This window comes from Spongiactinospora sp. TRM90649, assembly GCF_029382225.1.
Classification (GTDB): domain Bacteria; phylum Actinomycetota; class Actinomycetes; order Streptosporangiales; family Streptosporangiaceae; genus Spongiactinospora.
In genome coordinates, this window is record NZ_JARLTC010000058.1 from 19,087 (window position 1) to 32,477 (window position 13,391).

Below are 13,391 nucleotides of genomic sequence, written 5' to 3' on the forward strand. Positions count from 1 at the left end.
TGTGGCTAAGCTGCGGGAACATGAGCATGGGCGGGGCTGATGGCACGACAGGTGACGACGGTACGGCGGAGCCCGCGCGCGGAGCGCGCGTGAGCCGGCTCGATGAGCTGCGCGGGCCGGTGCCTCCCATCGACCACAACGCCCGCACGATCGCCGCCCTCGCCGCCAACCCCGGCTGCGAGCGCCGGGCCGTGACCGACGCCGCCGGGATCGACAAGGGCGCGGTGGTCAGGGGCCTCGGCCATCCCGCGCGGTTCGGGCTTTCGCCGTTCGCGCTGGTCCGTATCGAGCAGTTCCGGAGCATCGTCAACCAGGACGGCGGCGCGCACCTGCTGCGCCTGCTGAGCGAGGTGCTCGGCCTGCCGTCCGCCGACGCCGAGTGCCTGACCGTCGAGGGCGACGACCGTGCCGAGCGGCACCGCCGTACCGCCGACCTGCTGCGCCGGACCGCGCTGGACGCGTCCGCCGCCACCCTGCTGGACCGCCCGGTCCTGAAGCTCGCCATGACGGGCCACGACGTCTACCTGGAACCCGACGTGATCGCCTTCCAGGCCCGCGGCCGGTTCCACGTCGTGGCCGTGAAGGCGTTCGCGGTGATCGACGGCCAGGCCGACACCGCCAAGCTGTCCGCCGCGTCCCGCGAGGCCGCCGTCTACGTCCACGCCATGCGGTCGCTGTTCACCGCGCTCGGGCTCGACGCCGGTCAGATCGCCCACGATGTGGTGCTGGTCTGCCCGAAGGACTTCACCAACTTCCCCACGGCGACCCTCGTGGACGTCCGGCAGCAGCTCGCCATCCTGGAACGCCAGCTACGGCGGCTGACCCGCCTTGACGACGTCCTCGCCACCCTGCCGCCCGGCCTGACCCTCGACCCGGGAATCGTGGACGGCGTGCCCACCCGCCCCCGGGAGGAACTGGCCCAGGCCGTCTCCACCATCTCCGCCCGCTACGCCCCCGAGTGCCTGCGGGCCTGCGAGCTGGCCGCGTTCTGCCGGGCCGAGGCCCACGACCGGGGCTCACTCGCCGCGCTGGGCCGCGATGTCCGCGACGGCCTGGGCGGCATCGAGGCGACGGCCGACGTGATCGGCCTCGCCGACGGCAGCCTGCTGCCCACGGAGGAGCAGTCCGAGGTGGCCGCCCGGCTGCGCTACATCCACACGATCTACGACGAGGCGCTCGCATGAGCCTGCTCCGCTCCTACCTGAAGGCGCGCGCGCTGACCGCGGGACGCGCCCAGCCCGCGGCCACCGTCCGCCACTTCCACCTGGCACGCTCGCCGATGGTGTTCGTGCCGGTGCGGATGGCGGGCGAGGCCGCCGCCCCGCTCGGGGCGATGGTCGGCTGCGACCCGGCCGACCCGCACCTGCTGGTGGTGCCGCAGCCGCGCGACCGCGACCTGCGGTTCGCCTTCGCCGCCGAGCTGGCGTCGATCATGGTCCCCTACATCGAGGGGTTCGCGGCGGCGACCGAGGAGGTCGAGGCCAGGACCCCTTACGACCGGTGCCTCGACGCCCCGCAGATCCTCCTGCCCACGCCCGCCGGCATCGCGTTCACCCGCATGCTCGGCCGTTCCACCCGGTTCCGCCGCACCCACGGCCCCTACGCGGTCGATCCCGCCGTCCCGGTGCTCGGCCGCTGGCTGACCTTCCTGTGCGGGCGCGCCGAGCTGACCGGGTCGGCGATGCTGCTGCCGATGACGGCCGTGCTGGGCGACCACTGGGTCACCGGGCAGAGCGACGCCGAGGACGCCGAGCCCGCCGCGCTGCTCGGCTGGATCGACCCGCCGGACGGCATGACCGGCGCCGAGGCCGCCGCCGTCGCCGAGGACCGGCTGCGCACGCCGTCCGCCGGTCCAGACACCGACCCCGACTTCGACCGCCGGGTGCTGCAGCCGGCGATCGCCGCCTACGACGTCTCCGCGTCCCGCGAGCAGGTCCACGCCGCCCTCGACGACCTGCTCCGCCCCACGTGGGACCTGATGTGGCGGGGCGTGGAGCTGCTGCGGGGGCTGCCCGAGGCGGCCAGCGCGACAGTGCGCTGGGAACGCGACCGCGCGTCGCTGGCCAGGGAGAGCGCGAGGGTCGCCGAGGGCGGCCTGTCCCAGGGCCGATGGGACACCGCGGTGACCGCGGCGCGCCGGTTGGCCGCGATGGAGGGCGCCCAGCAGACCTACGAGGCGAACCGGGCGTTCGACGACCCGCTGGTGATGGCCGGGCACCGGGCCGAAGGGGTGGCCTTCGCCGGGGAGGTGGTCGCCGTGGACGCCGACCGCAAGATCATCCCGCCTGGCGGGAAGCGCGCGGTGGCGCGCCCGCTGGTCACCGTCAAGACCGACGATCCGCTGCGTCTGGCGCCGGGGCGGAAGGTGCTCTCGCCGTCGCGTCCCAAGCAGAAGGCGCACGTGGTGTCGATCGAGGACGACATCGTGGTGGTCCAGCTCAACAGCGGTATCAAACAGGGGGAGATCCCGGTGCTGGGGGAGACCGTCTGTTACGCCGACCTCGATCCGGAGGGGGGCCGCCGTCCGCCGCTGCCTCCCCTGGAGGAGACCCCGTGGACCCACGGCGGCCCCCCTGAGGAGTACGTCCCGACAGACCACGACGCCGAGGAGGAGTGGTCGTGACCGAACGCCTGGCGCTGGAGGGCCCGGCCGAGGCGGCCGGGGCCGCGACGGCGGCGATCCTGTCCGACTACACCGGTGGGTCGCACCGGGGCCTGGTCGTGGACTCCCCGCCCGGCGCGGGCAAGACCACGCTGGTCGTCGCCACCACCATGGAGCTGGCCTCGGCTGGCGAGCGGCTGATGATCGTCGCGCAGACCAACGAGCAGGTGGACGACCTGGTCGACAAGCTGGCGACCAAGTCGCCCGGCCTGAGCGTGGGACGGCTGCACGCCGACGGGTTCGAGCCGCCCGAGCGGGTGCTGCGGCACGCGGGCGTCACCGCGCACAACAAGATCGACCAGGTCGAGGGCTGCCAGGTGGTGGTCGCCACGGCCGACAAGTGGGCCTATGTCGCCGAACGCGCCTGGGAATGGGCGATCGTCGACGAGGCGTATCAGATGCGGTCCGACAAGCTGCTCGCCGTCGCGCCGCTGTTCGCGGCCGGGCACGCGCTGTTCGTCGGCGATCCGGGGCAGCTCGACCCGTTCTCGGTGGTCGAGAGCGAGCGCTGGACGGGCCTGGCGTGGGATCCCATGCAGAGCGCGGTGGCGGTCACCCAGCGGCTCAACGACCTGAAGGTGCACCGGCTGCCGGTGTCGTGGCGTCTGCCCGCGAGCGCCGCGCCGCTGGTGGCCCAGGCGTTCTATCCCAACGGGGGCTTCGTGTCGGGCACCGGCCCGGAGCGGCGCCGCCTGACGCTGACGAAGGGCGGTTCCGGCGGGGTGGGCGACCGGACCGTGGAGGAGGCGGCGTCGTACGGCTGGGCGCTGCGCGAACTGCCCGCGCGTCACACCGTCCGCACCGACCCTGAGGTGGCCGCCGCGTGCGCGGCCGTGGCCAGGGGGTTCCTGGAACGCGGCGCCGTCGCGCACGACGAGCACGGCGAGCACGAGGTGGACGCCACCCGGATCGCGATCGGCTGCGCGCACAACGACCAGGTCGCCGCCGTCCGCAGGGCGGGCGTCCCCGACGGCGTGACGGTCGACACCGCCAACCGCCTGCAAGGCCGGGAGTACGACGTCACCGTGGTATGGCACCCGCTGTCGGGGCGGCGCGACGCCACGGCGTTCCACCTGGAGTCCGGACGGCTGTGCGTGCTGACCTCGCGGCACCGGCACGCGTGCGTCGTGGTGGCCCGCGCCGGGATCGCCGAACTGCTGGACGACCATCCGTCCAGCCCGAGGACGCGCCTCAACGTGCCGGTCAAGTTCCCCGACGGCTGGGCGGCCAACCAGGCCGTCCTCGACCACCTGGCGGAGCACCGCGTCACCGGCTGACCGCCGCGAGCGCGTGCGAGGGCCAGGAGCGGACGTCCAACTCAATGGGCCGGAGCCGGACTCCGGCCGCGCCCGCCGCGACGGCTACGGCCGTCCGACAGACGGGGCCCGGCCGGGCCCGGCGGGTGCGCCGGGGCCGGCCGGGGTTGGTTCAGTGTGACGGCGTGACCGCGGGGTCAGCCCCGCGGACCCGGGTCAGTCCGCGCAGATCGCGTAGACGCTGATGCCCACGTCGGGGTGGGAGTTCTGGCGGCCGAGGCCGATCCAGCCACGTCCGTCGGGGGTGGGGAAGGAACCGACGAGGATCGCGTCGTTGCCCTGGGCCTCGGCGCCGCCGCCGAGCACCCTCTTGGCGCCGGGGCAGAAGACCGTGCGGCGCTGGAAGTTCGGGACGTTCGCGTTGGGCAGGGTGACGATCTGGTACCCGGGCGGGAGCGCGCTGGCCACCACCGGGGCGGCGGGGGCCGCCTGGCCGGTCGTGGCGGCGAGGGCGCTCGCCGGTGCGGCCGAGACCATGCCGACGGCGGCGACGGCGAGGGCGACGCGCGTGGTGCGACTGAGCTTCACTTACTGTCTCCCTTTTTCGGCCCCCTCCAGATCGGGACGCGGGCAGCACGAACACGCATGTGCTTCCCGTGATTCCTGCGTCGGGAGGGGGACGCGGTGTTTACACGATGAGTATCCACACCCTTACTCACCGTGTCGATGGGGAGTTGTGTTCGATTGATTACAGAAAGTGAGCGAAATTCACCGCGCCTTTCCGAGGAAAACCACGGGTCAAGAGCCGGTACAAAACGGGATCTTACCGACACTCAATGAGGTTTGGGACGAGACGACAACGGTAGGCGAGAGTCCGTAGGCACCATCGCGGCCGGGCATGGCCGGGCCGCCGAACAGGGCTCCGAGGAGGGCCCGTCGAATCGGGGGGGAAAATGCGTAGAACTCTCGCCGGCCTGGGGCTGATAGTCGGCCTCGGGCTCGCCCCGACCGCGGCGATCGCCGACGCCCCTGCGGCTTCGGTCTCGTCCACCCAGGTCACGCCCGCGCCGCAGCCCGGCACGACCGACGACGGCGGCGGCAACGCCGGCCTGTGGGGTCTTCTCGGACTCATCGGCCTCGTCGGGCTCGCGGGCCTGCGGAAGCAGACGAAGTCGTACGGCCGCGACCATGTGGGCGCCGGGGACATCCGGCACGACCGTCCGTGACGTCCATGGTCTGGGGGCGCCCCGCCCGCGCGGGGCGCCCCACGACCGACCAACGCCGATGAGCGACCAACGCCGGGGCCACGCGCTGGCCCCGGCGCTCGTGGCCCGCTAGCTTTTCAACACCTTGCGCAGGGTGTCCGCGAACTCCGCCGGGTGGCCGATGAACCCGCCGTGGTCGCCGGGGAACTCCACCGGCGGTTCGCCGAGCAGTTCGGCCAGCGCCGCGCTGGTCTGGTAGGTGACCAGGCCGCCCGACTCCACGCCGATCCCCACGACGACCCTGCTGGACGCGCTCACCAGCGCGGGCACCTCGGGCACGTACAGAGCGGTGCCTCGCAGCTCGTGCGCGAAGAACCGGGCGCTGTCGGCGAGGTCCTGCTCGGTGGTCTCGCCGGGCGGCGGCCCGGGGTTCTCGTCACCGGACATGTCGAAGCCGGACGTGACCATGAACTTCCACCACGCGGCCTCCACGCCGTCCCGGTGGAAGGTCGCGATGATGTCCTCGACCGCCGCCCGCCGTTCGGCGGCGTCGGGCAGCAGTTCGAGCACCGGGGGCTCGTGTGCGACGAGCGTCCGCACCAGCTCCGGGCGCCGCGCCACCAGCGCCAGCCCGGTCACCGCGCCGCCGCTGCTGCCGAACACGTCCGCCGGTCCGGCGTCCATGGCCTCGATCAGGGCCGCCGCGTCGCCGGCCCGCAGCTCGGGGGTGGAGTCCTGCTCCGGGTCCTCCAGGGTGCTGCCGGCGATCCCACGGGGATCGTGGGTCACCACGGTGTGGTCGGCGGCGAGCGCGTCCGCGAGCGGTGCGAACGCCGCCGCGTTCATCGGCGCCCCCATCACCAGCAGCAGCGGCCCCGAGCCGCGAACCTGGTAACTGATGCGCGCGCCCGGGACGTCGAGCGTACGGGTCGTGGTCATGTCAGATGGGTCCTTTCCAGTCCGACCGGCCGCGTCGGCGGTCTACCCCCTATGACTCACGAGGTGGGGCGAACTCATCGCTCCGCTGGAAACGCCGACTGGAAACGCCGATTCGCGCTGGTCGAGACGGGCGACGGCGGCGCGCTATGGTGAGCGAGGAGGCGTGCGGGTACCTGGTGGTCCTCCTGGTCTTCAAAACCATGGGGCGGCGCTCGGCGTCGCCGGCGGGTTCGATTCCCGTCCGCCTCCGCCAGGCGGGGCCCCTCGGGAGGCGGTACGACATGCACGTGATCGCGACCGCCGGGCACGTCGACCACGGCAAGTCCACCCTCGTGCGCGCGCTCACCGGCATCGAACCCGACCGGTGGGACGAAGAGCGCCGCCGGGGCATGACCATCGACCTCGGCTTCGCGTGGACCACCCTCGACGGCGGCGGCCAGGTCGCGTTCGTGGACGTGCCAGGCCATGCCAGGTTCGTCACCAACATGCTGGCCGGGCTGGGCCCGGTGCCCGCCGTGCTGTTCGTGGTGGCGGCCGACCAGGGGTGGCAGGCGCAGTCGCAGGAACACTGGGAGGCGGTCCGGGCGCTCGGCGTCGAGCACGGGCTGCTGGCGGTGACGCGCTGCGACCTGATGGACCCCGGCCCCGCGCTGGAGGAGGCGGGGGAGCGCGTGGGATGGCCTGCCGTCACGGTGAGCGGGGCCACCGGCGACGGGCTCGGCGAGCTGCGGCGGGCGTTGCTACGGCTGACCGCCGGGCTGCCCACGCCCGACCCGCGCGCCCCGGTGCGCCTGTGGATCGACCGGGCGTTCACCGTCAAGGGCGCGGGAACCGTGGTGACCGGCACGCTGACGGCAGGCACCCTGCGGGTCGGCGACCCACTGCTGCTCGCGGGGGAGCGGGTCAGGGTCAAGGCGCTGCAGGCGCTGGGCGAGCCGGTCGGCGAGGTGACGGCGACCGCGCGGGTCGCGGTCAATCTGCGCGGCGTCGAGCGTGCCCGCACCACCAGGGGCATGACCCTCCTCACCCCCGATTCCTGGCTGGAGACCGAGGTCGCCGACGTCCGGCTCGACGCCCGGTCCGACGTTGGTGACCGCCCGCCGCGCGAGTCGGTGCTGCACATCGGCTCGGCCTCGGTGCCCGCGCGGGTCCGCCCGCTCGGCCCCGGTACGGCGCGCCTGACGCTCGGCCGTCCCCTCCCGCTCCGCGTCGGCGACCGGGCGCTGCTGCGCACCTCTGGCCGTCCGATCGCGGGGGTGCGCGTGCTCGACGTGCGCCCTCCGGCCCTGCGCCGCGCGGGCGCCGCCGGGGCCCGGGCCGCGCAACTGGCCCCGTTCACCGCCGGAACGGGTGACCGGGTGCCAGAAGCCGAGACGGTCCTGCGCTGGCGCGGCGTCGTACGGCGGGCCGAGCTGGCCGCGATGGGCTGCGACCCGGACGCCGCGGAGGCGTCAGGGGCCGGTGAGTGGCTCGTGGACCCGGCGCGCTGGGCCGAGCTGTCGGAGCGGCTGGGGGAGCTGGTCGCCGGTCAGCCGGGCATCCCGGTGGACGCGGCCCGCACCGCGCTCGGCCTGCCGTCCCGTGAGCTGGTGGAGGCACTGGTCGCCGCCCGCCCGCCGCTGAGCGTGGCCGACGGGCGCGTCGACGCGGGCACCGGCCTGCCCGACTCGGTGCTGGCGGCCGTCGAACGGCTGCGCCCCGAACTGGCCGCCGCGCCGTACCAGGCCCCCGGCGCGGCACGGCTGGCCGAGCTGGGACTCACCACGCGGGCGGTGGCGCTCGCCGCGCGGGCCGGACTCCTGGTGCGCCTCGCCGACGGCGTGGTCCTGCTCGCGGGCGCCGACACCGCCGCCGCCCGCCTGCTGGCCGCCTTGGGCCGCCCCTTCACCGCCGCCGACGCCCGCACCGCACTCGACACCACCCGCCGAGTCGTCATCCCCCTCCTGGAACACCTCGACCGGCTCGGCCTCACCCGCCGCCTGGACGACCGCCTCCGCGTCGCCGACCCGCCGCCGTGACGCTCACGGGCTCAGCAGGCGCTCGGCGCGGCCCGCGTACCGCCGGGCGGCCCTTCGCCGTCCGGTGGCCTCCAGAGCGCGGGCGATTCCGGTCAGCGCGCGGGCCCGTTCGTACGGGTTAACCCGGAGCCGCGTGAGCGCGCGCCGGTGATGATCGACGGCCCGCGCGGGCGCGCCGGCCAGCAGGCACAGCTCCCCGAGCGCGTTGGACGCGATCCCCTCGCCCTTGGGATACTTGAAGATCCGGGACAGGTGCATCGCCTGGGCGTACTGCCGACCCGCCTCCCGCCGACGGCCCAGCAACTGACCGGTCAGCCCATGGTCGATCAGGGACAGCACGTAGTCCTTGCCGCCGATGCCCTCGGCCGCGGCCAGCGCCCGCTCCGAATGGCTCAGCGCCCCCGGCAGGTCTCCCATCGCCCGGTGCATCACCGCGAGGCAGTTCAGGATGGTCGTCTCCAGCGCCCGGTCGGTGCTCTGCCGGTTGAGTTCCAGGGCCCGCTCGCAGCACGCCCGAGCCCGCGCGATATGGCCGCGCATCAGGTACACCTCGCCGATGTTGCTCAGCACGTACGCCTGCGTGCTGACATGGCCGATCCGCCGCCCCAGCGACCACGCCTCGCCGAAGTGGACCATCGCCCGGTCCAGCAGGCCCGCCTCCTGACAGACCAGCCCCATGTTGTGCAGCACGGCGCCCTCGCGCGTGGCGTCGTCGGTCGCGCGAGCGAGGGCCAGCGCACGGCGCAGGTCGTCCAGTGCGCGGGGATGGCGGGTGTGCCCGGCGCAGACGGCCCGGAGGTTCAGCGCGCGCACCTGGCAGGTCAGGTCCTGGATCTCGCGTGCCAGGGCGAGGGCCCGGTCGGCGTGCGCGATGCCCTGGTCCAGGCTGCCCATGTCCCAGTGCGCCCAGCCCAGCACGATGTGGGCGTTGGCCTGCGCGGACGTGTCTTCCAGTTGTTCGGCGGCGCGCAGGGCGGAGGTGTGCAGGGTCAGCTTGGCCCGCTGGTGGCCGTACCAGTCCATGTGCCGCCACAGCAGCGCCGACAGGTCCACGGCGTGGCGGGGCCTGCCATGGGCGACAGCGTGGACGGCGATGGCGACCAGGTTGGCGTACTCGGCCTCCAGCCAGGCCACCGCCCGTTCCGGGTCACGCAGATCCGGCAGCGCCGCGTCGAGCGGGGGCAGGGCGGGTCGTTCGCCGGGAGGCGTGATGTGCTCGGCGGCGGCGGCCGTCGCGTGCCTGTAGTAGTCGCTGAGGCGATCCAGGGCCCGCCGCCCGTCGGAGTCGTCGTCCGTCTCCGCGCACAGGCCGCGGGCATGCCGGCGCAGCAGGTCGTGCAGGACGAAACGGCCGGCGGCGGGCTGCTGCACCAGATGCCCGTCCACCAGCGCCTCCAGCAGGTCCTCCGCCTGGGCGGGGGACAGGCCGGTCAGCGCGGCGGCGGCGAAGACGTCGATGTCGTCGCCCGGGACCAGCCCGAGCAGCCGGAACATCCGCCGCTGGTCGCCGGGGAGCTGTTCGTACGACAGAGTGAAGGCCGCCTCCACCCCTCGGTCGCCGATCCGCAGTTCGCGCAACCGGCCCCGCTGGTCGCGTAATCGGTCGGCCAGGTGCGCGATCGTCCAGGCCGGGCGGTGCAGCAGCCGGGCTCCGGCGATGCGCAGGGCCAGCGGCAGGTGCCCGCACAACGCGCCCACCTCGGCCAGCGCCTCCGGCTCGGCCGCCGCGCGATCCGCGCCGATGATGTGCGTCAGCAGGCTGACCGACTCGGCGGGGGTCAGCACGGCCAGGGAGATCACGGTGACGTCGTCCAGGTCGGTCAGGCGCCGCCTGCTGGTGATCATCACCCGGCACCCGGAGGTGCCCGGCAGCAGCGGCCGGACCTGGGCGCCGTCGGCGGCGTCGTCCAGCACGACGACCATCCGGCGCTCGGCCAGGACGCCCCGCCACAGCGCGGCGGCCTCCTCCACCGTGGGCGGGATGCTCTCTGCGCCGACCCCCGCCGTCCGCAGCAGCGTCGCCAGGGCGTCGGCCGCCTCCAGCGGCGCCCTGCCGGGGGTGTGCGCGTGCAGGTTCACGTAGAGCTGGCCGTCCGGGTAACGCCCGGCCAGCTCGTGGGCCGCGTGGACGGCCAGGGCCGTCTTGCCGACCCCGGCCATGCCGTCGATCGCGTCGATCAGCACCACGCCCGCGTCCGCCGTCTTCACCAGCCGGACGATCTCGGCCGCGCGGCCGGTGAAGTCGTTCAATCGCCTCGGCAGATGCCTGGGCGTCGCGGTGACCACCTCGTCGGGGGGTTCCACGGACGACATCGCGAGCAGCCGCCGGACCTCGACCCACTCGGCGACCTCCCCCTCGCCGAGCCCGCAGGCATGCGCGAAGTCGGACAGCAGCTCCTCCCGGGGCAGGCCGTCACGGCCGAGCGCCGCCGCCAGCGTGTTGTGCGGCAGCGACCGCCCGGCCGCCGCCGCCTGCCGGCTGACCTGCCGATAGGTCAGCCCGGACCAGGCCCGGAGCTGCCGCATCGCGGCGACGAACTCCGGCACGTTCCGCGCTTTACGCGGGTCAGGTGCCATATCGAAACACCGCCTTTATCGGCAAGATCATCAAAATCGGGGACCGTAGCCTATATTGCCGGCGGGGTGCATGGCCAGATATTCCTGCAACTCCTTATGGCGGAATTGATAGGAAATGCCGGCGATGCGGAGCAGCCCGGTGTCGTAGGCCCAGTGCAAGAACCGGCCCAGGCGCCATGGCAGCCATATCTTGTTCCATTTTCGGGTGCAGCAGAGCATGGCCAGGTACAGCACCGCGGTGAGACCGAGGCTGAAGCCGAAGCCGCAGCCCAATACGAGCCCCAGTGCGAGTCCGAGCGGTAACGCGTCCAGCGCTCCCAGGGAGAGGGCTTTGCTCACAAAGCCTACGTCGAACCCGGCGGCGAAGGTCGCGGCGAAGGTGAAAATGCATATGGGGACAAAGGCGAGATTGGCGCGTATGATGCTGTGCGGATCCCCGGTGCTGGCCGTGTTCGACGCCTGTAGTTCGACGATGGGGCCGAGCACGAGGGCGAACGACACGCAGAACCCGATTGTGAGGGCGAAACCGTACGGGCCTTTGAGCTCTTCGGAACTCATCGCCAACAGGGGAAGGCCGAGAATGGTTCCGATGACGGTCCCGACGACCGATCCGACCGCCATACCGAGCGCAGGGATGCCACGGACGACGGAGGTGTGAAGCTGACTCAGGTCGATCTGCCTGGGGCTAGGTCGGCGCGCACGCCACCCTCTCCATGCCAGTAGCAGGACGACCGTCGCCGGAATGGCCGCCCCGAACAGCAGTCTCGACGCTTCCATGGTGGAGAGGCTCGATTCCCAGGGGTGCGTGCGCGTAACGCGATCGTGGCTGGAACGAGCAGGCTCAGCAGGTGGTCCCGGACCCCACCGGATCGACGTCCCCCGCCTTCAAATCCGGTAGCAGCCCTGTGATGATCACCGCGGCGGTGACCGTCGTCAAACCAAGGCAGGCCAGTAGCCACGGCCTTCCACGCTTCATGGTCCAAATGATGACTGATCCGGCAGGACCGGCCACAGATCGGGAACAAGGTCGGAGCCTAGCTGTGACCGTGGCGGCCGGAAGCGGACTCTATGGCCTGGCGATCTCCACGGGGCCCGGTGAACGACCGGGCCCCCGCTCCGGAGAGCGAGGGCGAAGGGTCAGGCGATGCCGAAGCGGGGGATGGGGAGGTCCTCGGTGGCGACGTGGACGATGTGGGGTTCGGTGAACATCTCGATGCTGTGCCGGCCGCCCTCGCGGCCGACGCCGCTGGCCTTGACGCCGCCGAAGGGGGTGCGGAGGTCGCGGACGTTCTGGGAGTTCACCCAGAGCATCCCCGCCTCGATCGACTGGGCCAGACGGTGGGCGCGGCGCAGGTCGTTGGTCCACAGGTAGGCGGCGAGGCCGTACCTCGTGTCGTTGGCCAGTTCCACGGCCTCGGCCTCGGTGGTGAACGGGGTGACGGACACGACCGGGCCGAAGATCTCCTCCTGGAAGATCCGCATGCTCGGGGTGACGTCGGCGAACACGGTGGCCGAGAGGAAGTTGCCCTCGGGCAGGTGGTCGGGGCGGGAGCCGCCGGCGACGAGACGTGCGCCCTCGGCGGAGCCGATCCGGACGTAGTCCATGACCCGCTCGTAGTGCTCGGGGTGGATCAGCGCGCCCAGCTCGGTCGTGGGGTCGCTCGGGGCGCCGACGCGCACCCGGGAGGCGCGTTCGGCAAGACGGGCGACGAAGTCGTCGTAGACGGTGTCCTGCACCAGCACGCGGGAGCTGGCCGTGCAGCGCTCGCCGTTCAGGGAGAACACGCCGAACACGGCGGCGTCCAGGGCGCGGTCCAGGTCGGCGTCGTCGAAGACCAGCATGGGCGACTTACCGCCCAGTTCCATGGACAGGGTCTTCAGGTGGTCGCTCGCCGAGCGCATGATGGTCTGCCCGGTCGTGGTCTCTCCGGTGAAGGAGATGACCGGCACGTCGGGGTGCGCCACCAGGGCCGCGCCCGCCTCCTCGCCGATGCCGTGCACCAGGTTGAACACCCCGGTGGGCAGTCCGCCCTCCTCCATGATCTCCGGCAGCACGCTCGCCGACGCGGGGGACCACTCGGCGGGCTTGAGGACCACGGGGCAGCCCGCCGCGAGGGCGGGGGCGAGCTTCCAGGTCTCCAGCATGAAGGGGGTGTTCCAGGGGGTGATCAGCCCGGCCACGCCGATCGGCTTGCGGACGACGTAGTTGAGCTGCGCCTCCCCGACCCGGAAGACGTCCTCGTTGAGCGTGGTGATCACGTCGGCGAAGAAGCGGAAGTTCTGCGCGGCGCGGTGCGCCTGGCCCCTGGCCTGGGTGATGGGCAGGCCGGTGTCGGCGCACTCGATCTCGGCGATCATGTCGTCGCGCGACTCGATGGCGGCGGCGATGCCGCGCAGGATCACCGCGCGCTGCTCGCCGGTGAGCCGGGGCCACGGGCCGTCGGTGAACGCCTTGCGGGCCGCCCGCACGGCCGCGTCGATGTCGGCGGCCCCGCCGGACGCCACGGTCAGCGACACGTTGTTGGTGGCCGGCTCAAGGGCGTGGAAGGTGGCGCCGGAGGCGCTGGGCACATGGGCCCCGTCGATGTAGTGCTCCAGCTTCATCCGACGATCTCCTTGCTCTGCGCCAGCAGCTCCTCGATCCGGCGGACGCCCGTGTCGGTTGGGGTGATCAGGGGTGGGCGGACGTGGCCGGAGGCGATCAGGCCGCGTTGTTCCAGCACCCATTTGGCCG

At 72.9% G+C, this 13,391-nt stretch carries 10 protein-coding genes and 1 tRNA gene; 6 read left to right on the forward strand and 5 right to left on the reverse strand.

Annotated features, from left to right (window positions below; genetic code table 11):
* The first annotated feature begins 89 nt into the window (after positions 1-89).
* From P3X83_RS41890 to P3X83_RS41900, 3 genes are read left to right on the forward strand one after another with little or no spacing between them, the layout of a single operon-like run.
* Positions 90-1,184 (forward strand): hypothetical protein, encoded by a 1,095-nt coding sequence (locus P3X83_RS41890; RefSeq protein WP_277311012.1) that lies wholly within the window; start codon positions 90-92, stop codon positions 1,182-1,184.
* On the forward strand, positions 1,181-2,623 hold the full coding sequence (locus tag P3X83_RS41895) for a hypothetical protein (protein ID WP_277311013.1): 1,443 nt from the start codon (positions 1,181-1,183) through the stop codon (positions 2,621-2,623). The genes P3X83_RS41890 and P3X83_RS41895 overlap by 4 nt, the downstream gene beginning before the upstream one ends.
* Positions 2,620-3,939, forward strand: coding sequence for an AAA domain-containing protein (locus P3X83_RS41900; RefSeq protein WP_277311014.1), 1,320 nt, complete (start codon positions 2,620-2,622; stop codon positions 3,937-3,939). The genes P3X83_RS41895 and P3X83_RS41900 overlap by 4 nt, the downstream gene beginning before the upstream one ends.
* Positions 3,940-4,134: 195 nt before the next feature.
* Here P3X83_RS41900 and P3X83_RS41905 read toward each other — a convergent pair whose 3' ends face one another.
* A complete protein-coding gene (locus P3X83_RS41905) occupies positions 4,135-4,506 on the reverse strand; it encodes a hypothetical protein (RefSeq protein WP_277311015.1) in 372 nt (123 codons plus the stop codon).
* Between the two features lie 365 nt (positions 4,507-4,871).
* On the opposite strand from P3X83_RS41905, the gene P3X83_RS41910 reads away from it, so the two are divergent.
* On the forward strand, positions 4,872-5,144 hold the full coding sequence (locus P3X83_RS41910) for a WGxxGxxG family protein (RefSeq protein ID WP_277311016.1): 273 nt from the start codon (positions 4,872-4,874) through the stop codon (positions 5,142-5,144).
* Between the two features lie 108 nt (positions 5,145-5,252).
* Here P3X83_RS41910 and P3X83_RS41915 read toward each other — a convergent pair whose 3' ends face one another.
* Positions 5,253-6,062, reverse strand: a complete 810-nt coding sequence (locus P3X83_RS41915; protein WP_277311017.1) for an alpha/beta hydrolase — start codon at positions 6,060-6,062, stop codon at positions 5,253-5,255.
* A 157-nt stretch (positions 6,063-6,219) separates the two neighbouring features.
* Here P3X83_RS41915 and P3X83_RS41920 point away from each other — a divergent pair.
* Together P3X83_RS41920 and selB are read left to right on the forward strand one after the other, a co-directional pair.
* Positions 6,220-6,315, forward strand: a tRNA-Sec gene (locus tag P3X83_RS41920).
* A 28-nt stretch (positions 6,316-6,343) separates the two neighbouring features.
* Positions 6,344-8,080 carry a selenocysteine-specific translation elongation factor gene (gene selB, locus P3X83_RS41925; protein WP_277311018.1) on the forward strand — a complete coding sequence of 579 codons (1,737 nt, stop codon included), beginning with the start codon at positions 6,344-6,346 and terminating at the stop codon, positions 8,078-8,080.
* Positions 8,081-8,083: 3 nt separating this feature from the next.
* On the opposite strand, the gene P3X83_RS41930 is transcribed toward selB, so the two are convergent.
* The 3 genes from P3X83_RS41930 to hpaE form a co-directional block, all read right to left on the reverse strand.
* Positions 8,084-10,627 (reverse strand): tetratricopeptide repeat protein, encoded by a 2,544-nt coding sequence (locus P3X83_RS41930; RefSeq protein ID WP_277311019.1) that lies wholly within the window; start codon positions 10,625-10,627, stop codon positions 8,084-8,086.
* A gap of 60 nt (positions 10,628-10,687) precedes the next feature.
* Positions 10,688-11,434 carry a hypothetical protein gene (locus P3X83_RS41935; RefSeq protein WP_277311020.1) on the reverse strand — a complete coding sequence of 249 codons (747 nt, stop codon included), beginning with the start codon at positions 11,432-11,434 and terminating at the stop codon, positions 10,688-10,690.
* 360 nt (positions 11,435-11,794) lie between these two features.
* Entirely contained in the window at positions 11,795-13,261 is a 1,467-nt protein-coding gene (gene hpaE / locus P3X83_RS41940; RefSeq protein WP_277311021.1) for a 5-carboxymethyl-2-hydroxymuconate semialdehyde dehydrogenase, read from the reverse strand.
* Between the last annotated feature and the right edge of the window lie 130 nt (positions 13,262-13,391).

Bases quoted from the DNA above. Each gene is read 5' to 3' on its own strand.
- hpaE (WP_277311021.1), bottom strand. From the start codon at position 13,261: ATGAAGCTGGAGCACTACATCGACGGGGCCCATGTGCCCAGCGCCTCC.
- P3X83_RS41895 (WP_277311013.1), top strand. From the start codon at position 1,181: ATGAGCCTGCTCCGCTCCTACCTGAAGGCGCGCGCGCTGACCGCGGGA.
- P3X83_RS41915 (WP_277311017.1), bottom strand. From the start codon at position 6,062: ATGACCACGACCCGTACGCTCGACGTCCCGGGCGCGCGCATCAGTTAC.
- P3X83_RS41910 (WP_277311016.1), top strand. From the start codon at position 4,872: ATGCGTAGAACTCTCGCCGGCCTGGGGCTGATAGTCGGCCTCGGGCTC.
- selB (WP_277311018.1), top strand. From the start codon at position 6,344: ATGCACGTGATCGCGACCGCCGGGCACGTCGACCACGGCAAGTCCACC.
- P3X83_RS41935 (WP_277311020.1), bottom strand. From the start codon at position 11,434: ATGGAAGCGTCGAGACTGCTGTTCGGGGCGGCCATTCCGGCGACGGTC.